We start from the raw sequence: 21,087 nt of genomic DNA, 5'->3' as shown, positions 1-21,087 counted from the left end.
GCGGCTGACCGGACCAGCTCCGTCTCGCCGCTGCTGACGAAGCGTCCAGGTGCTAATCGCCGTAAGGCGTGGCGGAGGCGGCTTTAATATTCCAAGCGAGCTCTGCGAGCGAGGAATTTCGTTGCCGCCGGAGCCACGCCTGGAGGCGACCCACAGGCGACCCGGAAGGCCCGGAGCCGAAACCCTACGGCCGCGCGGCGAACCGTTCCAGCAGATCCACGTGCCCGGACACGATCAGGGTGTCCCGGCTGGAGACCTTGGTATCCGGCTGTGCGTAGGTGAAGTCCTCTCCCGGGGACTTCACGCCCACCACGGTGACGCCGTACTTGGCACGCACATTGGACTCACCCAGGGTGAAGCCCTGCGTCTCCTTGGGCGGGTACATCTTCACGATCGCGAAACCGTCGTCGAACTCGATGAAGTCCAGCATCCGCCCGCCCACCAGGTGCGCTGCCCGCCGGCCGGCGTCGGCCTCCGGATAGATCACGTGGTTCGCGCCGATGCGGGTGAGGATCTTGCCGTGCGCCGGAGTGATGGCCTTGACCCACAGGTGCTCGATGCCCAGGTCCACGAGGTTCACGGTGATCAGCACGCTGGACTCGATCGAGGTGCCCACGCCCACGACGGCGGCCGAGAAGTCTTCGGCGCCAAGCTGCTTGAGCGCCTCGATATTGGTCGCGTCGGCCTGGATCACGTGCGTGAGGATGCCCGAGGCCTTCTGCACGAGTTCCGGATCGCGTTCCACGGCCAGGACCTCGCGGCCCTGCCGGACCAGCTGCTCGGCGGTGGCCGCACCGAAGCGGCCCAGCCCGATAACCAGGACCGGTGCGTTGTGTGGGGGTCTGTCAGCCAATGATCGGCCTTTCTTCGGGGTAGTGGTAGAGGGTGTTGCGGTGCCGCACGGCCAGGGCCGCGGCAAGAGTAATGGTGCCCACGCGTCCGGCGAACATCAGCATCGACAGGACATATTTGCCCGACGGCGGCAGGGCCTCGCTGAGCCCGGTGCTCAGACCCACTGTGGCGAAGGCCGAGATGACCTCGAACAGGACCGGCTCCAGGGATTCATCGGTGATGACCAGGAGTGCGGAGGTGGCGACGGCGACGAGGGTGGCACCCAGGATGGTCACCGAGATGGCCACCCGCATGGCTCCTTGGGGGATGGTGCGGCCGAAGGCCCGGACATCGGCGTCGCCGCGGGCTTCGGCGACCACGGCCAGGAATAGGACGGCGATGGTGGTGACCTTGATACCGCCGGCCGTGGAGGCGGAGCCGCCGCCGGCGAACATCAGCATGTCGGTGATGAGCAGGGTGCTGGAGTCCAGGTCCGTCATGGAGACGAGGTTGAAGCCGCCGGACCGGGTCATGACCGAGGCAAAGATGGAGTGGATGATTTTGTCCCCCACGGACAGGTCCCCGATGGTGCTGCTGTTGAACCACTCGAAGGCGCCCCAGAGTACGGCTCCGGCCACCAGCAGGATGGTGGATACCAGCACCGTGAGCTTGGTGTGCAGGTTCCATTTGCTGACCATGGCACGGGTCTGCAGGAGGACCATGATGACGGGGAAACCGAGGGACCCGATGAAGACGCCGAACATGAGCGGCACCAGGATCCACAGGTCCTCTTCGTACGGCACCAGGCCGTCGGAGTGCGGCGTGAAACCTGCGTTGTTGAACGCGGAAATGGAATAGAAGACCGCGTGCCACACCGCCTGGCCGGGGGACTCGCCCAGGATCATAAAACGCGGTGCCATGACCAGGGCCAGGGCCAGCTCAATCACGACGGCGGTGCTGAAGACAATGCGCAGCAGATGGCCCACTTCGCCGAGGCGGCCGGTGTTCATGCCTTCCTGCGCCATGAGCTTGCCGCGGACGCCGAGGCGCTTGTTCACGGCCAGGGCCAGCAGCGAGGCCAGGGTCAGGATGCCCAGGCCGCCGACCTGGATGGCGATCAGGATCAGCACCTGCCCGAACGTAGACCAGTACGTGGCCGTGGAAACCACAGTCAGGCCGGTGACGCAGACCGCCGAAACAGCAGTAAAGAAGGCATCGTGCAGCGGCGTGACTTCACCGCTGCTGGACGCCGCCGGAAGGCTCAGCAAAGCGGTGAAAAGCAGGATGACGAGACTAAAGACGAAAAGCGCCAGCCGGGCCGGCCGGCCGCTGACCACTCCGCCCACGGCGCCACGGATTCGGCCCACGGCGCCGCGGATCCCGGCAACAATGGCGGGACCGCTATGCTCCTTCTCGAGCAGGGATTGCCGGGGGAATGCCATGGATGGTTCCAGTTCTTTTCCGCGGTGGTTCCGCACAGTAGTAGCACTTATCCGGCTGAGGGGCGCGGACACCAATATCAGAGTAGCGCCCGCATCACGTAGCCTGTCTGCATGATCAGTTCCGGGCTAAGCCTTCCTATTATGCCGACGTGCATTGTCTGGGATGAATCCATGCTGGCTTACGACTTTGGCAAAGGGCATCCGATGAGCCCGGCACGCCTGGATCTGACGGCCCGGCTGGCACGCGAACTGGGGCTCTTCGAGCTCGAAGGCGTCCGTTTGACCGAGCCCTATGTTGCCTCTGCGGCGGACCTCCTGACCGTCCATGGTTACGAATACATCAGTGCCGTGCAGGCCGCCGGTGCCGACCCCTCGAACTGCAACACACTGCTGGGACTTGGCACGGAGGACACCCCTGCCTTCGCCGGCATGCACGAGGCCAGCGCCCGGCTGGTCGGCGGCTCCCTGGCCGCGGCGGACGCCATCCTGTCCGGCAAGGCGACGCACGCAGTGAACTTCGCCGGCGGCATGCATCACGCCGGCTACGAGAAAGCATCCGGATTCTGCGTGTACAACGACGCCGCCGCCGCCGTCGCGCGGCTCCTCGCCAACGGGGTGCAGCGGGTGGTGTACATCGACGTCGACGCCCACCACGGCGACGGAACACAGGACATATTCTGGGACGACCCCCGCGTCATGACCATTTCCATCCATGAAAGCGGGCTGACCCTGTTTCCCGGGACGGGGTTTGCCAATGAGACCGGCGGCAAGGAGGCCGAAGGTACTGCTGTCAACGTCGCCGTGCCGGCACGCACCTCCGACGCCGGCTGGCTGAGGGCGTTCCATGCGGTGGTTCCCCAGCTGACCGAGGCCTTCGCCCCGGAAGTCATCGTCAGCCAGCACGGCTGCGACAGCCACAAGGACGATCCGATGACCAGCCTGCGGCTTTCCGTGGAGGCCCAGCGGCAGGCTGCCCTCACGATCAGTGACCTGGCAGGCCGGCTGTGCGAAGGCCGCTGGATAGCCACCGGCGGGGGCGGCTACAACGTGGCCTCCGTGGTTCCGCGGTCCTGGGCCCTGATGATGTCCGTGGCTGCCAATGGGCGGGTCCGTCCCTCCACCCCGCTGCCCCCGGCATGGCGGGACTACGTGCTGGAAAAACACGGCGTGAAGTGTGGCGAGACCCTGGGTGACGGCGCCGATCTGTGGTGGCGGTCCTGGGAAGTGGGCTACGACCCGAACGACGAAATCGACCGGACGGTCATGGCCACCCGCAAGGAGCTTTTCCCGCTGCACGGGCTCGACCCGTGGTTCGACTGATCCCCGTGTGGCCGGGATGCTCCCGGTCGCATATGCGGATAGGGTAATTCCCATGGTCTTTGACGATGTGTTTGCAGTAATCGCGGAAGGTACGCGGCGTGAGATCCTCGGCGCTCTACGTACCGGCGACAAGTCCGTAGGGACACTGGTGGAGGAGCTCGAGGTCAGTCAGCCCACGGTCTCCAAACACCTCAAGGTGCTGCGCGAAGCAGGCCTCGTCTCCATGCGCGCCGACGGCCAGCGCCGCTACTACTCCCTGGAAACCGCACCGCTGGAGGAACTGGTCCTGTGGCTGCGGGCGTTCGACCTCCCGTCCTTCACGGAGTCCGCGCCCCGGCTGGCTTCCGTTTCCGCCGGCCCTCCGCTCGCCACCGCGGCTGCCGTCGCCGCCGGCACCCTGGTGCCCGGCGCCGTCGAGACCCGGCCCCTGCCCGTGGACGCCGGCGTGCAGAACCTCGGCCGCACGGTGGGACGTGCCGCCGAACGTGCGGCGGACCTGTTCGGGCAGCTGCCCAAATTCCGCCGCCGCCGGCCCTAGGGCCGGCCCTAGGAATACGGTCTGCAGCTGCATAGGTCCGGTCATGCATCGCCTCCCGGGTACCGGCGGGGCTAGCGTAGTCCTGAAGGGGGAACCCAAACCCTTGAGGAGCAGCACATGGAACGTGTCCTGACGCGCGTACGCGACGATGTCTTCCGCCGGAATCCCGGCGAGACGGAATTCCACCAGGCCGTGGTGGAAGTCTTCGACTCCCTGGCACCGGTGCTGCGCAAGCACCCCGAATTTGCCGAAGCGGCCATCCTGCAGCGGATCTGCGAACCCGAACGGCAGATCATTTTCCGGGTGCCCTGGGTGGACGACAAAGGCCAGGTACAGATCAACCGGGGTTTCCGGGTGGAGTTCAACTCCGCCCTGGGCCCCTATAAGGGTGGACTGAGGTTCCACCCTTCCGTGTATCTGGGCATCATCAAGTTCCTTGGCTTCGAGCAGATCTTCAAGAACGCCCTGACGGGCATGCCCATCGGCGGAGGTAAAGGCGGCTCGGATTTCGACCCGCGCGGAAAGTCCGACGCCGAGGTGATGCGTTTCTGCCAGTCCTTCATGACGGAGCTGTACCGGCACATCGGCGAGTACACGGATGTTCCGGCCGGGGACATCGGCGTCGGCGGCCGTGAAATCGGCTTCCTCTTCGGGCAGTACAAACGCATTACGAACCGCTATGAATCCGGCGTGCTCACCGGTAAAGGCGTCAGCTGGGGCGGGTCCCTGGTCCGTCCCGAGGCCACCGGCTACGGCGCCGTGATGTTTGTCGAGGAAATGCTGAAGACGAAGGGCATGAGCCTGGACGGGCAGCGGGTGATCGTCTCCGGCTCCGGAAACGTGGCCATCAACGGCATCGACAAGGCGCAGATGCTCGGCGCCACAGTGGTGGCCTGCTCGGATTCCTCGGGCTACGTGGTGGATGAAAAGGGCATCGACGTTCCGCTGCTGCGGCAGATCAAGGAAGTGGAGCGGGGCCGGATCTCGGAGTACGCCGAACGCCGTGGGCACTCCGTGCATTATGTGGCAGGCGGGTCCATCTGGGACGCGGGGGCCGGCGTCGCGCTTCCGTGCGCCACCCAGAACGAACTGGACGAGGCGGATGCGCTGGCACTGATCAAGTCCGGGGTGCGGGCGGTTGCGGAAGGGGCGAACATGCCCTGCACACCCGCTGCCATCAACGCGTTCCAAAGCGCCGGAGTGCTGTTCGGACCGGGCAAGGCCGCCAACGCCGGCGGCGTCGCCACCTCCGCCCTCGAGATGCAGCAGAACGCCAGCCGGGATTCCTGGTCCTTCGACCATACGGAACGCCGGCTCAGCGAAATCATGGTCAATATCCATGAGCGGTGTGCACGGACGGCTGAGGAATATGGTTCGCCGGGGGACTACGTGGTGGGTGCCAATATCGGCGGCTTCGTCAAAGTGGCCGATGCGATGCTCGCCCTGGGCGTGATTTAGGGGCTGCCTTGCCCTGCCGGGCCTGCAGCGGCAGAAAGAACTTCCACTATGGTTACTCCTGCCACTACAGTAGGGACCATACGGGGCCATAAGTGACGCACGTCGCAGGAGGCCGGTGACGCGATGTCCTTCAGCCAGGTGCTCCTAACTGCCATGCTGCGGGAGCGGCGGCAATGAGCAAAGGAACGGGAATAAATGGCAGACGAGGGAAACTTCTCGGATGTGCGGTTTCTGACGGTGTCGGAAGTCGCCGACGTCATGCGTGTCTCCAAAATGACCGTTTACCGGCTGGTCCACTCCGGCGAACTGCCGGCGGTCCGCTTCGGACGGTCCTACCGTGTGCCGGAATCGGCCGTTCAGAAAGTGCTCCGGGACGCCGTCATCGACCGGCGTTCGGACACCGCTTAAACCTCTGGAGGGGCAGCAGCAGCGTCCCTTGATTCCTGCGGGTTGGAAGCTGTCAATTTCCACAGCGCCGAAGCTGTACCCTGTTAAGGAACGTTTTAATCGTCGCCAGTAACTACCGGCATGCAGCCCCTGTGCCCACGGCAGCAGGGGATGGGCGCCGGTGACTCCTAATAAGTTTGTGAGGACTCTGTGGGTTCAGTAATTAAGAAGCGCCGCAAGCGTATGGCCAAGAAGAAGCACCGCAAGCTGCTTCGCAAGACCCGTCACCAGCGTCGCAATAAGAAGTAACTTCTTCTCAGCGACCGTTGCCAGCGGGCCCCGGCTGTACGCCCGGTCCCGCTACGGCAGAGCCCGCCAGTCCTCACGGATAGGCGGGCTCCGGTATTTAAGAATGCGTCCCTGTTGTCAGCGTGCCCGGACCCAGGTGAATCCCCGCCACAGGCCGTAGGCGGCACCTGCAGCGGAAGCGGACTTCAGGCCCAGCGTGGCCGCCCTCCGCCCGGACCGGAAGTCGTAGACGGGCCAGTTGCGCTCACGGGCATGCCGGCGCAGCCGTCCATCCGGATTGATCGCCACCGGATGCCCCACCAGGCTCAGCAGCGGCACATCGTTGTACGAATCGCTGTAGGCCCAGCAGCTTTGCAGGTCCAGGCCTTCCTTTTCGGCCAGCGCCCGGACACCGGCGGCCTTGGCCGGTCCGTGTAGGAACTCGCCTACCAGCCGTCCGGTGTACATGCCGTCCGTAACCTCACTGACCGTGCCGAGGGCACCGGTGAGCTCCAGCCGGCTGGCGATCACGGACGCCACTTCGATCGGGGTCCCGGTCACCAGCCAGACGGGCCGGCCGGATTTCATATGCTGTTGGGTGAGGGCGCGGGTGCCGGGCCAGATCTTTGACACGATCATTTCGTCATAGACCTCTTCGCCCAACGTGCGCACATCCTCCGAAGAGAGCCCGATGGCGAAGGCCAACGCGGCGTCCCGGACCGAGTGGACATCCTTGAGGTTCTCGCCCTGCAGCATGAACCTCAGCTGCTTGCGTGCGAATCCGGCCGCCTCACGGATCGTGAAGACTTTTCGCTGGTACATCTTCCGGCCCACGTGGAACAGGCTCGCGCCGCGCATCAGCGTATTGTCGACGTCGAAAAACGCAGCTTCTCCGGGTTTGCCCTCTGCGTCCGGAGTTCCGGAGGCTCGCACTGCAGTGGCTCGGGGCATGGTCCGAGTCTACGCAAAACCCGGTCCGAGCGCGGAAATCCGTCATATTGGGGATACTTTGGACCTATGAGTGAATCCGCCGGACCGGAAGTTGTCCTTCTTACCCGACAGGGATGCCACCTGTGCGAGGACGCACGGCTGGTGCTCAACCGTGTGGGGGAGGAGCTCGGAATGGTCTGGCAGGAGCGCAGCGCCGAAGATCACCCGGATCTTGCCGCGCGCTTTGGGGAGGAGATCCCGGTGTTGTTCATTGACGGAGTTCAGCGGGACTTCTGGACAATCGACGAAACCCGGCTGCGGCGCCTGTTGGGAGCGTGATGGCACCCGAAGGAGCCGGTTCGGAGCGCACCGCGCCGGAACGGGAAACCGAAAACAGCACCCAGCCACCCCGAACGCCGTCGTCCGGGGCCGGTGCCCAGCGGCATATACCGCCGGCGTCGCTGGCCCGTCTGACCATTTACCTGCGCGCGCTGTCCGCCTTGCTTTCCGACGGCGTCGAGCGGGTGTCATCGGACGAACTGGCCGAAGCGGCCGGCGTGAATTCCCCCAAGCTGCGGAAGGATCTGTCCTACCTCGGGTCCTACGGAACCCGCGGCGTGGGGTACGACGTGCTGTATTTGAGCGGGCAGATTTCCGCGGCGCTTGGCCTGACCCAGAACTGGCGCGTGGCCATAGTAGGTGCCGGCAACCTGGGCCGTGCCTTGGCCGGGTACCCCGGTTTCGGCTCCCGGGGATTCGAAGTAGTGGCACTGTTCGACGCGGACCCGATGGTGATCGGCCAGGAAGTCGGCTGGTTGAAGATCAGCCCGGTGGAGTCCCTTGAAACGGTGCTGGCGAAGACGAAGACGAACATGGCGGTACTTTCGGTGCCCGCCGAAGTTGCCCAGGATCTCTGTGACCGGCTGGTGGCATCCGGTATCACCAGTATTCTCAGCTTCGCCCCGGTGGTGCTCCAGGCCCCGGAGAATGTCCAGATCCGGAAGGTCGACATGGCAACCGAACTGCAGATCCTTGCCTACCATGCACAGCGCTCCCAGGTCTCGGACATTGCAGCCCGCGCCCGCCTGCCCCGCTAGGAGGGCTCCGCTCAAGCGTCCTGGGGTGAATCGGCCTGGACCGGGTCCACGGGAAGCGGCTGGAGGCGTCGCCGTGGGCGGAACCAGGGAGCCGCCCCCTTCGTGAAGGTAATGGCCGCTCCTGCCGCTCCCAAGGCGGCCGCAGCGGCCTGCATTCCCGTGCCTGCATTCAAGGCGTAGAACAGTGCTGTGCCCGCCAATACCGCGGTGACTATCCGTGCCCAGCGGCGTCTGTCGCGGAGAGTGACGGCAAGCAGGAGCGCGATTCCCAGGACCACCAGGGCATAAGCAATCTGAATGCCCACCAGGACCTTGCCGTATTGGGCTCCCGTCACTCCGTACCGCTGGAGAAGGGCAATGGACGACGGCAACGCGTCCGGCACGGGCATGCGCGAAACGACTGAGATAGTGTTTCCAAGGTTCACCAGTCCGGCGCCTGCGACGAAGGTACACGCTGTCGCGATCGAGGGCACCGGGTTGCCGGTGTTCGCAGGCAGCCGGCGCTGTACGGTCCGGACCCCTGCCCGGACCCAAACGTAAGCGGCATGAGCCAACGACCGGACCCGGACGGCCGCGGAATGCACAGCAGCGCCAACCCGGATAGCTCCGAGCTGGACACGGACAGCCGCGGCGTGGGCGGCCGTGGAGACTGCGCGGGCGCCGGTTTGAACGCCGGTGGAGACGGCGTGGGCGCTGGCCTGGACCCGGGTGGACACTGCATGCGCACCGGCCTGAGCCCCGGTGGACACGGCGCGTGCGCCGGTCTGGACCTGAGTGGAGACGGCGCTTGCTCCCGTTTGGACCCCCTTGGAGACGGCGTGCGCGGCTGTTTGAGCCCCGTTGGACACTGCGTGGGCGCCGGCCTGAGCCCGGGTCGAGACAGCGTGGGCAGCTGTTTGAGCCCCGGTGGAGACGGCGTGGGCGCCCGTCCGGGCTCCGGTGGACACGGCGCGTGCACCGGTTTGGACCCCCTTGGAGACGGCGTGCGCGGCTGTTTGAGCCCCGTTGGACACTGCGTGGGCTCCGGCCTGAGCCCGGGTCGAGACAGCGTGGGCACCCGTCCGGGCTCCGGTGAACACGGCGCGTGCACCGGTTTGGACCCCGTTGGAGACGGCTTGCGCGGCTGTTTGAGCCCCGGCTGAGACGGCGTGGGCGCCCGTCCGGGCTCCGGTCGACACTGCGTGCGCACCGGCCTGGGTGCGGGTTGAGACGGCGTGTGCACCGGTCTGGACCTGCGTGGAGACAACGTGGGCGCCTGCCACCGCCCGGCGGGACGTGGTTCTCGCTCCGGTGTGGATCCGGACCGAAGCGGTGTGCGCACCGGAGAGGACACGGTCGGTCCCCGCCCGCACGCTGCGGGCCGCGACGTACGCTCGGGTCCGTGTGAATTCAGCTGCAGCCTGCCCTCCCGCCCGGACCCTGCGATAAGCGCTTAGTATGCCGGAGCGCAGCCACCCGTAAAGGCCCTGCCCGCCGACGCGCAGCCACCCATAAAGGCCCTGCCCGCCGATGCGCAGCCAGCCATAAAGGCCCTGCCCGCCGATGCGCAGCCAGCCGTAGACTCCCTGCACCCCTGTCCGGAGCCAGGCATAGACGCCGCGTATTGCCGTTCCAACCCAGAGGAAGAAGCCCACCCAACCGGCCCGGAGCCAAAGATAGACGGCGTGCTCCCCGCGGGCGGTGCCCGAAACGTGCCTGGCTGCCATCCGGGTGCCAGCAGTGCGTCCCGGGGCAATAATCGATGGGATGTCCGCGGCGGCGGACGGCGGATAGGGTGGCGGATCCGGGAGGGGTGGGCCGGATCCCGGCGGTTCGGTCAACTGCTCTGGATACTGCAACGGCGTGCCTGATTTTTGTTGTTGCGGGTTCGGAAGCAGTGCTGCCACGGTCATCCCCTTCACGGCGGAACGGCACCCTCCGGCAGTCATGCGAATCAAAGCACCGCCGGGCGAGAAAACAACGCTACGCGGGCTGGACCCGCGTGTGACCCCTCCAGTGCCGAACCTGGTCCGGTAAGCGGAAAGTCCCGCCGGAGACCGGCGGGACTTTCGGGGATTCTGCGGGGTCGACTTAGTACGGGTACAGCGGTGCCGTGCGGAAGTACGGGTTGGACGGCTTCAGGTAAAGCATCACAATCCCTGCAATACCAGCCAGGCTGGAAGCGAGGGAGATCAAGCTCAGCGGCGACGTGAAGTAGGCGCCCAGCATGGTGAAGATCCCAATCAATGAAAAGGCGGCGAATACGGTTCCCAGGACGCGGGCCCAGTTCTTTCCCCGCCGGACAAAGAACGCAATCAGCACGTAAACGCCCAGGCCCATCAGCGCTACGACAATGCCGAAGGAAACCAGGAAGGAGTTCAGGCTCTGTTCGTCTACGCCTACACCGGAGAAGGCCTCCTGCTCCTCGGAAGTCATGAGGGAAGGCAGGCTGAACGAGGTGATGACGTTATTGATAAAGCTCAAGACGCCCGCAGCGATAATGAGCCAGAAGCCGGTGATTACTTCGCGCGGGGCCGGTCCCTTTGCCGGTTTGGCTGCTCCAGGCTGATAGGCATAGGCGGGCTGGGCCGCCTGCTGGCCGTAGGGGTCTGGCCCTGGAGCATACTGGCCGTACTGGGGCTCGGGACGAGCGCCGGGTCCCGTGCCGGGTCCGGTGCCGGGGCCCATGGGTCCACCGGAGCCCAGGGGGCCGGTCGGATTGGTCGGGTAGTTCTGCCCGGGGCCTGGCTCGGGTGTGTTCTCGGGTGTAGTCATGTCCGCCTGCTCAGTGTTGGTGTCGTGAGGCGGCTGGGCGGGTGCGCCACCGGCGTCGAACCTGGCCGTGGGCGCCTCCGCAGCCGGGTGTTCAGCGTATCGCGGCAGGCACGGGTGAGTCAGGGCTCCGGGAAACTAGGTGGAAAAAAGCAGCCCCGGACCAGTCGGTCCGGGGCTGCCCAGGGTTGGTTACGCTGCTACGAACGCCGCGTCAACGTTGATGGTGACCTTGTCGCCCACCAGGACGCCGCCGGTTTCCAGGGCAGCGTTCCAGGTCAGGTCGAAGTCCTTCCGGCTGATGACTGTGCTGGCGGAGAAGCCCGAGCGGGTGGCACCGAACGGGTCCACGGCCACACCGTTGAATTCGGTGTCCAGGACCACGGAGCGGGTGATGCCCTTGATCGTCAGGTCGCCCGTGACCTTATAGGTGGAGCCTGAGGCTTCAATGCCCGTGGCAGTGAAGGTCACCTCCGGGAACTGGTCGGCGTCGAAGAAGTCCGCGCTCTTGACATGGGCGTCGCGGTTGGCGTCGTTGGAGTTGAAGGAGTCAGCAGCCATCACTGCAGTGACGGTGGTTTCCGCAATGGTCTCGCCGACGGTCAGGGTTGCCGCTACCTTTTCGAACTGGCCGCGGACCTTGCTGATGCCCGCGTGACGGACAGTGAAGCCAACTTCACTGTGCGATGCGTCGAAATTCCAGGTTCCGGTGGTGAGGCCGCTGGGGATCATGGAGAGCTCCTTCTGGTAGCGGTGCCGGAGGGGGACCCCGACGGCACGTTTCATGCATTTGCATACAGTGTTGCACGGTTTGGTTAAAGGTTCAAGTGAAATGCCCGAGGTGGGCTTCCGGAATTTAGCTGCTGGCTCCAACTCTGCGAAACTGGGACACATGTCCCGCTCATCCATACACCTCGTGCGCCACGGTGAAGTCTTCAATCCGGACAAGGTCCTGTACGGACGCCTTCCGCAGTTCCACCTGTCCGACCTCGGACGCCAGATGGCGGACCGGGTGGCGGAACACTTCACAGAAGAGCGCAGCAAAGGGGCCAACCTGGTCTACCTCGTGGCCTCGCCCCTGACCCGGGCCCAGGAAACTGCTGCTCCTTTGGCTGCTGCACTGAACCTGCAGATTGCTACGGATGAGCGGATCATCGAAGCGGAAAACCGTTTTGAAGGGATGTCCCGCATCAAGAGCAAGCTGCGCAATCCCCGTTACTGGCCGCTCCTGCGCAACCCCATGCGTCCCTCCTGGGGCGAGCCCTACGCGAAGCAGGTTGCCCGCGTAATGTCTGCCGTCGACGACGCGCGGATGCGCGCCGTGGAACTCGGCGGGGACAATGCCGAAGCGGTCCTCGTCAGCCATCAGCTGCCCATCTGGGTGACCCGGCTTGCCGCCGAGGGCAAGAAGCTCTGGCACGATCCGCGCCAGCGCGAGTGCACCCTGACCTCCATCACCACCCTGGAGTTCGACGGCGCCGTGCTCACCGGCGTGCGCTACGCCGAGCCGAGCGTCGACCTCCTTCCCGGTGCAGCAAATGTTCCGGGAGCATAATAGAATTACTACGCGTTGTAGAAGTGGCTCCTCCCTGCCGCGATGAAAGCTGGAAATCCTTGAAGAACCGTCAGAGCCCTGTTGAGCGGGAAGCCTTCGGCCGCCGCTCCTTCCTTCGGCTCGGTGCCGGGCTGGCCCTCGCTGTCCCGTTCGCCGCTGCCGCAGCCGGCTGTTCCACGGATGACCCCTTGGCTGAACAGGCAAACGCAGGAGACAACAAGAATTACATTGCCGGTGACGGCTCGGTGACCGAATACGACGCTTCCGACCGCGGCGACGCCGTGCAGCTGGCAGGAACCCTGTTTGACGGCACCGAAGTCACCTCCGCCGAATGGGCCGGAGACGTCGTCGTCCTCAACTTCTGGTACGCAGCGTGCGCTCCGTGCCGGAAGGAAGCGCCGGACCTGGTGGAACTTCATGATGACTTCACTTCCGAAGGTGCCCGGTTCTACGGCGTGAATATCCGCGACGAGAAGGCCACCGCAGAGGCGTTCGAGCGGAACTTCAACATTCCCTACCCCAGCTTCAGGGATAAGGACGGCGGCGTGCTGCTGGCCATGACCAACTTCGTCCCGCCGTCGGCCGTGCCCACCACCCTGGTGCTGGACCGGCAGGGCCGCGTGGCGGCCCGCATCCTCGGGCTGGCGGACAAGGGCACGTTGAAGGCCCTGATCAGCGACGCGCTGGCAGCGTAGGGACAGTGTCCTTCCTTCCCGCCGTCGTGGCTCCCGTGGCCGAGTCCACTGCAAACACCTTTGCCGACACCGTGCTGAACGGGTCCGTGCTGCTGGCCATCCCGGTGGCTGCCCTGGCCGGCCTCGTGTCCTTCCTTTCCCCCTGCGTGCTGCCCCTGGTTCCGGGGTACCTCGGCTACGTCACCGGGCTGACCGGCGTCGACCTGCAAAAGCAGCGCAGGGGCAGGATGTTCGCGGGCATCGGATTGTTCGTCCTGGGCTTCTCGGTGGTCTTCGTGGCCCTTGGCGCCGGAATCGGACAGCTGGGCGCCTGGCTGAAAGGCTCCGAACAGGAATGGATCACGCAGGCCCTCGGCGTGGTGGTGATCCTGCTGGGCATTGTTTTCATGGGCGGGATGAGCTGGTTCCAGCGGGACCGCAAAATCGAGGCGAAACCCCCGGCCGGGCTGTGGGGTGCGCCGGTGCTGGGCATCACCTTCGGCTTGGGCTGGGCGCCGTGCATCGGTCCCACACTCTCCGCTGTGCAGCTGCTCTCCTTTTCGGGAAGCGATGCCAGCGCCGCCAAGGGCGCGCTGCTGACGTTCGTGTACTGCCTTGGACTCGGGCTGCCTTTCCTGCTCATCGCCATCGGCTTCCGGCGCGGGATGGGTGCCCTGGGCATCTTCCGCCGCCACCGCCTGGCCCTGCAGCGCTTCGGAGGCGGCATGCTGATTGTCCTCGGCCTGCTGATGGTCAGCGGCGTCTGGAACCTGTGGATCAACGAGCTCCAAGGTTGGTTGGGTAACGTGTCCCTGCCGATCTGATTCGCGCAGCACAGAACGATCCGCGCACCACCGAACAGCGGAACACCGAACAAAATGAGAACAGACGAACCATGAGAAAACTTTGACCCCGGGACCGGATAACGTGACAGACAAAGCAACAACGCCCCGCCCCTCCCGCCCTGCCAAGGACCGGAAGGACGATGTTGCGCTGCCCGCCCTGGGGCTGCTCGGCACCCTGCGTTGGGCCTGGACCCAGCTGACCAGCATGAAGACGGCCCTGTTCCTGCTGCTGCTCCTCGCCGTCGCCGCCGTTCCCGGTTCCCTGTTCCCGCAGCGCCCCGCCGATCCCGCCGTCGTGACGCAGTACCTCAAGGACAACCCCGAGACCGGTCCGTGGCTTGACCGTTTCCAGCTCTTTGACGTGTATTCCTCCGTCTGGTTCTCGGCTATTTACCTGCTGCTCTTCATCTCCCTGATCGGCTGCGTCATTCCCCGGGCCAAGGCGCACTTCAAGGCGATGCGCTCGAAGCCTCCGCGCACGCCCAGCCGCCTGTCACGGATGCCCGAGTACGGAACCCTCACGGTTCCGGCCAACGCGTCCCTGACCCCGGCGGACGCCGTGCGCGACGCCGCGAAAATCCTCCGCCGCCGCGGTTACCGGGTAGACGTCCGGGATGGGGACAGCGACCGTCCGTCCGTCGGCGCGGAGCGCGGGTTTGCCAAGGAACTGGGCAACCTGGTCTTCCATACCAGCCTCATCGGTGTCCTGGCCTGCGTTGCCGTAGGCGGATTGTTTGGCTACAGCGGACAGAAGATCGTGGTGGAGGGGGAGTCCTTCGTCAACACCCTGGTCAGCTACGACACCTTCACACCGGGCTCCAACTTCTCCGAAAGCCAGCTGAGCCCGTACTCGCTCACGCTGGATGAGTTCGACATCGAGTTCGACCGCGAATCCGAGACCCACTACGGCCAGCCCCTGGACTTCACCGCTCACATGACCGTGAAGGAAGACCCCGACGCCGAGCCGGAGGAGCAGGTCCTCAAGGTCAACTCGCCCCTGACGCTGGGCGGAACCCGGGTATACCTGGTCGGCAACGGCTACGCTCCCGTGGTGACCGTGCGCGACGGCGAGGGCAACGTGGCGCTGGAAGGCCCCGTGGTCGCGGTGCCCACCGACGCCATGTACACCTCGCTGGCCGTGGTCAAGGCCCCCGATGCCAAGCCCGACCAGCTCGGCTTCGTCGGCTTCTTCCTTCCCACCGCCATGATCGACGAGGCCGGGGTCAGCTACTCCGGCGATCCGGACCCGATCAACCCGCAGCTGAACCTCAACTCCTACTACGGCGACCTGGGGCTGGACGAAGGTGTCCCCTCCAACGTTTACGTGCTGGAGACCGAAGACCTGACGCCGCTGAATAACCGCGACCTGGACGCCGGCGGTATTGTCCTGGGCGCCAACCAGACCTACGAGCTGCCCGACGGCAAGGGATCGATCACCTTCGACGGGCTCAAGCGGTACGCTGCACTGGACATCCACTACGACCCGGCAAAGACCGGCGTGCTCGTGTTCGCCGTGCTCTCCCTGTCCGGACTTGCCGCGTCCCTGTTCCTGGCGCGCAGGCGGGTCTGGGTGCGGGCCGGCCAGCATCCGGACGGCCGGGTCATGGTCGAGTACGGGCTCCTGGCCCGGGGCGAAGATCCCCGCCTCACCAGCGAAGCCGCAGCACTGCGCGGCCAGTTTGCCGCGAAGTGGTTGGCACCGCAGGACGCAGAAGGACACAATGTTGGGCGGGTTACCGTACCCGCAAACGCACCGGCGGACAGCAGCGCCGCAGAAGAATCAGATAAGGACCGGTAATGCCCTCCATCGATTACACCCTCGCGAGTTACAGCGAGCTCTTCATGCTGCTGGCGGCATTCGCCTACACGGCGGCGTTCCTGGCGTTCACCTGGGACCTGGCCAAGAGCAGCAAAACCATCAAGGCGGTGGAGAGCAGGCTGGAACAAAAGACGGCCGTGCGGGAAACCGTCCCGGCCGGCAACGGCTCCGTCCGGGACTGGGACGCCGACGGCAGCCGTGAAGCGCAGACCGCCGACTCGGCCATGGGCTACACCGGTCCGCGCCGCAACGCAGCACGGGTTGGCGTCGCGCTGACCGTGTTGGCTGCCGCCATCCATGCGGCCGGCGTCGTCACCCGCGGCATGGCTGCGCACCGGGTTCCGTGGGGAAACATGTACGAGTTCTGCACCACCGGCGCCCTGGTGGTGGCCGTGGTGTTCCTGCTGGTGCTGACCCGCCGCGACCTGCGCTTCCTCGGCACCGTGGTGCTTGGCTTGGTGCTGGTAATGATGATGGCCGCCACCATCGGGTTCCCGACGCCGGTGGCACACCTTGTTCCGGCGCTCCAGAGCTACTGGCTGATCATCCACGTATCCGTTGCCGTGATCGCCTCGGCACTGTTCACGCTCACGTTCGCCATGTCCGCGCTGCAGCTGCTCCAGGCCGACCGGGAAACCCGTATCCGCTCCGGACGCAAGGAGCGGCTGCCCTTCATGCGCATCGTGCCGTCGGCGCAGAGCCTGGAGAATCTTTCCTACCGCATCAACGCGGTGGCGTTCGTGCTGTGGACCTTCACCCTTATGGCCGGTGCAATCTGGGCCGAACAGGCATGGGGCCGTTACTGGGGCTGGGACACCAAGGAAGTCTGGACGTTCGTTATCTGGGTGGTCTACGCCGGCTACCTGCACGCCCGCGCCACCCGCGGCTGGACCGGGACCCGGTCCGCCTGGCTGTCGATTGTCGGCTACCTCTGCGTGATCTTCAATTTCACCATCGTGAACATGTTCTTCTCCGGGCTGCACAGCTACTCAGGCGTCTAGCCCCAGCGGGGCCGAACGCCTCCAGCAGCAGAAAAGACCCGTTCCGGAACTCTCCGGGACGGGTCTTTTGCTGCCGGTCCTGCCGGCTTAGCGGGGGAGATGCTGGTCCTGACAGGCGGCGGCCGGGCTCAAGAGCTGATGCTTCTCGAGCCGCCGGTGGGCGTCGAAGGGGCACCGCAGGGTAGGCGAGGAGTCTCAGGCTCCGGGCTTGCCGTCGTCGTTCTGCTTGCCGCGGCCCTCTTCACGGGCACGCAGCTCGGCCTCACGGGCCCGGAGCTCGGCTTCCTTCTGGGCCTGGCGGCGCCGGATCTCCAGGTTGCGCAGGAAGTCGGGATCGTCGTCGGGGGCCGACGGCCGCCGCGGCTCGCGCGGTCCGGAACCTCCCGGGGATCCGCCGGACGGGCGGCCGAAGAGGAACCAGAGCACTGCGCCCAGGACGGGGATAAGGATGATCGTGAACAGCCATGAGGTCTTGGAGATGCTGCGCACCTCGTTTGCCCGGGACATAACGCAGTCGATGGCGGCATAGATGATCACGGCAGCGACGATGATGACGCCGAACAACACAAGACGGGGCATACGGCCATTGTAGTGGAGGGTCCTGCCCGCGGGGGCCTGCAGGGGGAAGGAACGCCCAGGACGCCAAGCGCATAGAATGAAGGCGTGGCTTTCTGGAAATTTACCGCACTCCGCCTGGGTTTGGTGGCCGTCTTCTTCGCGATCTGCATGCTGCTCGGACTGGGCCTCCTGCTTTCGGCACTGGCTGCCGCCGTCATGGCCTGGTGCGTCACGTACCTGTTTGCGCGGGACATGCGCGACGAAGCGGCCCGCACCGTGCAGCGCCGGTTCACCGAGGAACGCGCACCCAAGCGCAGCCAGGGCGAGCTGGATGACTCAGCAGCCGAGGACAACCTCGTGGCAGAGCACCCGGACGTGCAGGTCGACAACGACCGCCGCCGCGAAGCCTAGCCCCGGCAGGCCCTAGCCCCGGAGCCCTAGCCCCGGAGCCCTAAGCCGGACAGCTATTAGGCCAGGAGCCGGGTGATGACGAGCCCGGCGCCGTACAGCACGCTGAAACCGAGGTTGATCATGCCCGTGTGCTTCAGCACGGGGATCAGGCTGCCGCGCTTCTTTCCGGTCAGCATGAGCCAGGCGGGCAGGATGCATGCCGGGATCAGGAGCAGCACCAGCAGGATCCACGGGTAGTCTCCGGCAATGAACAGCGGCAGCAGCAGGGCCAGGGCCAGCATCATGACGTAGCTGATCCGTGCCGGCCCGTCGCCCAGCCGGACCGCAAGGGTCCGCTTGCCGGACTCGCGGTCCGTGGGGATGTCCCGGACATTGTTGGCCATCAGCAGCGCCATGGCGATCAGTCCGGTGCCGACGGCGCCCAGGACAGCAGCCGTATTGATTTCCAGCGCCTGGGTGTAGGTGGTGCCCAGTGTGGCCACCAGTCCGAAGAACACGAAGACGAACACATCGCCCAGGCCCAGGTAGCCGTAGGGATTCTTGCCTCCGGTGTAGCCCCACGCGGCGGCTACGCAGCCGATTCCCACGAGGATCAGGGACCAGGTGGAGGCCAGGACCACGAGGACGACTCCTGCCAGCATGGCGGCGCCGAAGCAGGCGAATGCGGCGTACTTGACCTGCTTCGGGGAGGCGAGGCGCGAACCGGTCAGCCGCAGCGGACCCACCCGGTTGTCGTCGGTTCCGCGGATGCCGTCGGAATAGTCATTGGCGTAATTCACGCCGACCTGCAGCAGGATGGCAATGAGGGCGGCCAGCACTGCGCGGACGGGGTGGAATGCCCCGAGGTCGTACGCGGCGGCGGATCCGATGATGACCGGCGCGATTGCCATCGGCAGCGTCCGGGGGCGGGCGCCTTCTAACCATTGGGCGGCTGTAGCCACGGTGTTGTTCCTTAGTTCTTAGTCGAGACAGGTGTTGTAGCGGCGGTTCAGTGCCGCGCAGCGGCCAGCAGCCGCAGCAGGGTCATCCGGTCCGCCTTGCCGGTGGGCAGCAGGGGCAGGGATTCAAGCAGCAGGACCACCTTGGGGACTGCGGCCGAGCCGAGCCGGGAGCGCACGGCTTCGCGTACCAGTTCCGGGTCAACGCTGCCGACGACGGCGGCCCCCACCTGGGAGCCCCACTCGGCGTCGTCCAGGCCCAGCACAAACGCCTGCTCGACGCCGGGGACGGTTTCCACGGCCTCGGCCACTGCCTGCGCGGAGACCTTGATTCCGCCGCTGACGATAACGTCATCCAGCCGTCCGGAGACACTGACCCGACCGTCGTCGTCGACCGTCCCGGTGTCATCCGTACGGAACCAGCGTTGTCCCGAGTTGAACCGGAAACGGTCGCTGGTGAGGTCCGGCCGGCCCATGTAGCCATCCGCAAGGACGTCACCGGCAATCCAGAGGCGCCCCTCCCACCGGATGACGTCGACGCCGGGCAGCGGGACACCGTCGTAAACGCACCCGCCGCACGTTTCACTCATGCCGTAGGTGGTCACCACGTTGAGCCCGTAACCGCGGGCCTTGTCCAGCAGGGAGGCGCCGGCCGGTGCGCCGCCGAGCAGGATGGCGTTGAACCGGCGCAGCACACGGAGGGTTTCGGGTGCCGGATCCTGCAGCAGGCGGTGCAGCTGGGTGGGGACCAGGGACGTGAAGCGGTTGCGGTCCGTCATGTCCTCTGCGGCACGCGTGAACACCTCGGCGCTGAACGGCACGGACAAATCCATAAAGACCGGCTGGGTGCCGGCGTACAGGGAACGGACCAGGACCTGGATTCCGGCAATGTAGTTGACCGGCAGGGCGGACAGCCACTGGCCGTCCGCCTTCAGCGCGACGGCGGTTGCCATCGAGGAAGCAGCCAGCGCATCGGTGCTGAGCATGGTCTGCTTCGGGGTGCCGGTGGAACCGGAGGTGCTGACGACCAGGGCAATGTCGTCGTTGGGCAGTTCGCCCGTAAAGGTCTGGGCCGGATCGGTGTGCGGTGCGACGGCCGGTCCCTCACCCGCCAGCGCGTCGGCCAGCGGGGAGAGCAGCATTCCGGCGTCGAAACCCGGAGTCACCAGGACTGGGAGCAGTTCCAATGCGCTCCTAGAAGTAGTAGGGGAAGGAGGACCAGTCCGGATCACGCTTGGCAAGGAATGCTTCCTTGCCCTCCACCGCCTCGTCCGTCATGTAGGCCAGGCGGGTTGCTTCGCCGGCGAAGACCTGCTGCCCGGCCAGCCCGTCGTCGGCCAGGTTGAAGGCGAACTTGAGCATGCGGATGGCCTGCGGGGACTGCCGGGCAATGTCTGCGGCGTATTCCAGTGCCACCTTTTCCAGGTCCGCATGGTCGACGGCTTCATTGACCGCCCCCATGGCGACCATGTCCTCGGCCGAGTACTCGCGCGCCAGGAAGAAGATTTCCCGCGCCTTCTTCTGGCCGATCTGCCGGGCCAGCAGCGCCGAGCCGTAGCCGGCGTCGAAGCTGCCCACGGTGGCATCGGTCTGCTTGAACTTGCCGTGCTGGCGTGAGGCGATGGTCAGGTCCGAGACCACATGCAGGCTGTGCCCGCCGCCTGCCGCCCAGCCGTTGACGACGGCGATGACCACCTTGGGCATGGTCCGCATGAGCCGCTGGACTTCCAGGATGTGCAGCCGTCCCGCACGCGCCGGGTCGATGGTCTCTTTGGTTTCACCCTCTGCGTACCGGTAGCCGTCGCGGCCGCGGATCCGCTGGTCCCCGCCGGAGCAGAACGAGTGGCCGCCGTCCTTGGGGGAGGGGCCGTTGCCGGTGAGCAGCACAGTGGCAACGTCCGGCGTCATCCGTGCGTGGTCCATGGCACGGTACAGCTCGTCCACGGTCCCGGGGCGGAAGGCATTGCGGACTTCCGGACGGTTGAACGCGATGCGCACCGTCGGCAGGTCACGCACTACGGTGCCGTCGGCGCCGCGCTCCACCTGGCGGTGGTAGGTCATGTCCTGCAGGTCCTCGAACCCGGAAACAAGACGCCACTGCTGCGGGTCGAAAATATCGGACACCTGTGCTGGAAGTTCTGAGCTCACGAATCGAGTTTATCGCCAGTGGGCAATACCGCCGGACACTGCACACCGGGAACGGTTGCGGCTCCATTGGTGCCCAGTGGTTATCCGGGCCCCGCT

At 65.7% G+C, this 21,087-nt stretch carries 23 protein-coding genes; 13 read left to right on the top strand and 10 right to left on the bottom strand.

All coding sequences use genetic code 11. From position 1 onward, the window contains the following. Window positions 1-184 precede the first annotated feature (184 nt). Window positions 185-853, bottom strand: coding sequence for a potassium channel family protein (locus QNO03_RS06945; RefSeq protein WP_229946965.1), 669 nt, complete (start codon window positions 851-853; stop codon window positions 185-187). Beyond that, window positions 846-2,273: a TrkH family potassium uptake protein gene (locus QNO03_RS06940; protein ID WP_289602706.1), complete on the bottom strand. Its 1,428-nt coding sequence runs from the start codon at window positions 2,271-2,273 to the stop codon at window positions 846-848. Before QNO03_RS06940 ends, QNO03_RS06945 begins: the two co-directional genes overlap by 8 nt. A gap of 141 nt (window positions 2,274-2,414) precedes the next feature. On the opposite strand from QNO03_RS06940, the gene QNO03_RS06935 reads away from it, so the two are divergent. The 5 genes from QNO03_RS06935 to QNO03_RS06915 all read left to right on the top strand — a co-directional run bounded on the left by QNO03_RS06935 (window position 2,415) and on the right by QNO03_RS06915 (window position 6,285). Then, window positions 2,415-3,593, top strand: a complete 1,179-nt coding sequence (locus tag QNO03_RS06935) for an acetoin utilization protein AcuC (RefSeq protein ID WP_289602705.1) — start codon at window positions 2,415-2,417, stop codon at window positions 3,591-3,593. 52 nt (window positions 3,594-3,645) lie between these two features. Further along, a complete protein-coding gene (locus QNO03_RS06930; protein ID WP_229946974.1) occupies window positions 3,646-4,131 on the top strand; it encodes an ArsR/SmtB family transcription factor in 486 nt (161 codons plus the stop codon). A 117-nt stretch (window positions 4,132-4,248) separates the two neighbouring features. Beyond that, window positions 4,249-5,589: an NADP-specific glutamate dehydrogenase gene (gene gdhA, locus QNO03_RS06925; RefSeq protein WP_229946976.1), complete on the top strand. Its 1,341-nt coding sequence runs from the start codon at window positions 4,249-4,251 to the stop codon at window positions 5,587-5,589. 195 nt (window positions 5,590-5,784) lie between these two features. Further along, window positions 5,785-5,997, top strand: a complete 213-nt coding sequence (locus tag QNO03_RS06920) for a helix-turn-helix domain-containing protein (protein WP_227912631.1) — start codon at window positions 5,785-5,787, stop codon at window positions 5,995-5,997. A 189-nt stretch (window positions 5,998-6,186) separates the two neighbouring features. Further along, window positions 6,187-6,285 carry a 30S ribosomal protein bS22 gene (locus QNO03_RS06915; protein WP_003792170.1) on the top strand — a complete coding sequence of 33 codons (99 nt, stop codon included), beginning with the start codon at window positions 6,187-6,189 and terminating at the stop codon, window positions 6,283-6,285. Between the two features lie 117 nt (window positions 6,286-6,402). Here the strand turns inward: QNO03_RS06915 and QNO03_RS06910 are convergent, their stop codons facing one another. After that, window positions 6,403-7,215, bottom strand: a complete 813-nt coding sequence (locus tag QNO03_RS06910) for an HAD family hydrolase (RefSeq protein WP_289602701.1) — start codon at window positions 7,213-7,215, stop codon at window positions 6,403-6,405. A gap of 66 nt (window positions 7,216-7,281) precedes the next feature. Between QNO03_RS06910 and QNO03_RS06905 the strand changes: the two genes are divergently transcribed. Beyond that, window positions 7,282-7,533, top strand: coding sequence for a glutaredoxin family protein (locus QNO03_RS06905; protein ID WP_229946984.1), 252 nt, complete (start codon window positions 7,282-7,284; stop codon window positions 7,531-7,533). Next, window positions 7,533-8,291, top strand: a complete 759-nt coding sequence (locus QNO03_RS06900; protein WP_289602699.1) for a redox-sensing transcriptional repressor Rex — start codon at window positions 7,533-7,535, stop codon at window positions 8,289-8,291. Before QNO03_RS06905 ends, QNO03_RS06900 begins: the two co-directional genes overlap by 1 nt. 11 nt (window positions 8,292-8,302) lie before the next feature. Here QNO03_RS06900 and QNO03_RS06895 read toward each other — a convergent pair whose 3' ends face one another. From QNO03_RS06895 to QNO03_RS06885, 3 genes are all read right to left on the bottom strand, one after another. Further along, window positions 8,303-9,997, bottom strand: coding sequence for a hypothetical protein (locus QNO03_RS06895; RefSeq protein ID WP_289602697.1), 1,695 nt, complete (start codon window positions 9,995-9,997; stop codon window positions 8,303-8,305). A gap of 364 nt (window positions 9,998-10,361) precedes the next feature. Continuing rightward, a complete protein-coding gene (locus QNO03_RS06890) occupies window positions 10,362-11,045 on the bottom strand; it encodes a hypothetical protein (protein ID WP_229947445.1) in 684 nt (227 codons plus the stop codon). Window positions 11,046-11,234: 189 nt separating this feature from the next. Further along, complete coding sequence (locus tag QNO03_RS06885; RefSeq protein ID WP_289602821.1) at window positions 11,235-11,774, bottom strand: YceI family protein; 540 nt, start codon at window positions 11,772-11,774, stop codon at window positions 11,235-11,237. 160 nt (window positions 11,775-11,934) lie between these two features. On the opposite strand from QNO03_RS06885, the gene QNO03_RS06880 reads away from it, so the two are divergent. From QNO03_RS06880 to ccsB, 5 genes are all read left to right on the top strand, one after another. After that, entirely contained in the window at window positions 11,935-12,597 is a 663-nt protein-coding gene (locus QNO03_RS06880) for a histidine phosphatase family protein (RefSeq protein ID WP_289602694.1), read from the top strand. A 59-nt stretch (window positions 12,598-12,656) separates the two neighbouring features. Continuing rightward, window positions 12,657-13,292 (top strand): TlpA family protein disulfide reductase, encoded by a 636-nt coding sequence (locus QNO03_RS06875; RefSeq protein WP_442860228.1) that lies wholly within the window; start codon window positions 12,657-12,659, stop codon window positions 13,290-13,292. 5 nt (window positions 13,293-13,297) lie between these two features. Beyond that, window positions 13,298-14,095: a cytochrome c biogenesis CcdA family protein gene (locus QNO03_RS06870; RefSeq protein ID WP_229946993.1), complete on the top strand. Its 798-nt coding sequence runs from the start codon at window positions 13,298-13,300 to the stop codon at window positions 14,093-14,095. A 103-nt stretch (window positions 14,096-14,198) separates the two neighbouring features. Continuing rightward, window positions 14,199-15,914 carry a cytochrome c biogenesis protein ResB gene (gene resB, locus QNO03_RS06865; RefSeq protein ID WP_502874555.1) on the top strand — a complete coding sequence of 572 codons (1,716 nt, stop codon included), beginning with the start codon at window positions 14,199-14,201 and terminating at the stop codon, window positions 15,912-15,914. Next, window positions 15,914-16,936, top strand: a complete 1,023-nt coding sequence (gene ccsB, locus QNO03_RS06860; protein WP_289602692.1) for a c-type cytochrome biogenesis protein CcsB — start codon at window positions 15,914-15,916, stop codon at window positions 16,934-16,936. Before resB ends, ccsB begins: the two co-directional genes overlap by 1 nt. A gap of 195 nt (window positions 16,937-17,131) precedes the next feature. On the opposite strand, the gene QNO03_RS06855 is transcribed toward ccsB, so the two are convergent. After that, a complete protein-coding gene (locus tag QNO03_RS06855) occupies window positions 17,132-17,515 on the bottom strand; it encodes a PLD nuclease N-terminal domain-containing protein (RefSeq protein WP_289602691.1) in 384 nt (127 codons plus the stop codon). 84 nt (window positions 17,516-17,599) lie between these two features. Here QNO03_RS06855 and QNO03_RS06850 point away from each other — a divergent pair, with 84 nt between their 5' ends. Further along, window positions 17,600-17,905 carry a DUF4229 domain-containing protein gene (locus QNO03_RS06850; RefSeq protein ID WP_229946998.1) on the top strand — a complete coding sequence of 102 codons (306 nt, stop codon included), beginning with the start codon at window positions 17,600-17,602 and terminating at the stop codon, window positions 17,903-17,905. Between the two features lie 56 nt (window positions 17,906-17,961). Here the strand turns inward: QNO03_RS06850 and QNO03_RS06845 are convergent, their stop codons facing one another. The 3 genes from QNO03_RS06845 to QNO03_RS06835 are packed head-to-tail and all read right to left on the bottom strand — an operon-like array spanning window position 17,962 to window position 20,991. Next, window positions 17,962-18,846 carry a 1,4-dihydroxy-2-naphthoate polyprenyltransferase gene (locus QNO03_RS06845; RefSeq protein ID WP_289602689.1) on the bottom strand — a complete coding sequence of 295 codons (885 nt, stop codon included), beginning with the start codon at window positions 18,844-18,846 and terminating at the stop codon, window positions 17,962-17,964. Between the two features lie 47 nt (window positions 18,847-18,893). Further along, the gene (locus QNO03_RS06840; protein ID WP_289602688.1) at window positions 18,894-20,030 is read right to left on the bottom strand and encodes an AMP-binding protein; all 1,137 of its coding nucleotides are present in this window, start codon (window positions 20,028-20,030) and stop codon (window positions 18,894-18,896) included. Window positions 20,031-20,037: 7 nt separating this feature from the next. Then, window positions 20,038-20,991, bottom strand: a complete 954-nt coding sequence (locus QNO03_RS06835; protein WP_289602686.1) for a 1,4-dihydroxy-2-naphthoyl-CoA synthase — start codon at window positions 20,989-20,991, stop codon at window positions 20,038-20,040. Window positions 20,992-21,087 lie beyond the last annotated feature (96 nt).

The sequence above is a fragment of the Arthrobacter sp. zg-Y877 genome (genome assembly GCF_030373105.1).
GTDB lineage: Bacteria > Actinomycetota > Actinomycetes > Actinomycetales > Micrococcaceae > Arthrobacter_B.
The sequence above is the reverse complement of the archived record's forward strand: the minus strand, read 5'-3'. Positions and strand labels throughout refer to the sequence as shown.

Bases quoted from the DNA above. Each gene is read 5' to 3' on its own strand.
- QNO03_RS06940 (WP_289602706.1), bottom strand. From the start codon at position 2,273: ATGGCATTCCCCCGGCAATCCCTGCTCGAGAAGGAGCATAGCGGTCCC.
- QNO03_RS06935 (WP_289602705.1), top strand. From the start codon at position 2,415: ATGCCGACGTGCATTGTCTGGGATGAATCCATGCTGGCTTACGACTTT.
- QNO03_RS06930 (WP_229946974.1), top strand. From the start codon at position 3,646: ATGGTCTTTGACGATGTGTTTGCAGTAATCGCGGAAGGTACGCGGCGT.
- gdhA (WP_229946976.1), top strand. From the start codon at position 4,249: ATGGAACGTGTCCTGACGCGCGTACGCGACGATGTCTTCCGCCGGAAT.
- QNO03_RS06920 (WP_227912631.1), top strand. From the start codon at position 5,785: ATGGCAGACGAGGGAAACTTCTCGGATGTGCGGTTTCTGACGGTGTCG.
- QNO03_RS06910 (WP_289602701.1), bottom strand. From the start codon at position 7,215: ATGCCCCGAGCCACTGCAGTGCGAGCCTCCGGAACTCCGGACGCAGAG.
- QNO03_RS06905 (WP_229946984.1), top strand. From the start codon at position 7,282: ATGAGTGAATCCGCCGGACCGGAAGTTGTCCTTCTTACCCGACAGGGA.
- QNO03_RS06900 (WP_289602699.1), top strand. From the start codon at position 7,533: ATGGCACCCGAAGGAGCCGGTTCGGAGCGCACCGCGCCGGAACGGGAA.
- QNO03_RS06895 (WP_289602697.1), bottom strand. From the start codon at position 9,997: ATGGCAGCCAGGCACGTTTCGGGCACCGCCCGCGGGGAGCACGCCGTC.
- QNO03_RS06890 (WP_229947445.1), bottom strand. From the start codon at position 11,045: ATGACTACACCCGAGAACACACCCGAGCCAGGCCCCGGGCAGAACTAC.
- QNO03_RS06885 (WP_289602821.1), bottom strand. From the start codon at position 11,774: ATGATCCCCAGCGGCCTCACCACCGGAACCTGGAATTTCGACGCATCG.
- QNO03_RS06880 (WP_289602694.1), top strand. From the start codon at position 11,935: ATGTCCCGCTCATCCATACACCTCGTGCGCCACGGTGAAGTCTTCAAT.
- ccsB (WP_289602692.1), top strand. From the start codon at position 15,914: ATGCCCTCCATCGATTACACCCTCGCGAGTTACAGCGAGCTCTTCATG.
- QNO03_RS06855 (WP_289602691.1), bottom strand. From the start codon at position 17,515: ATGCCCCGTCTTGTGTTGTTCGGCGTCATCATCGTCGCTGCCGTGATC.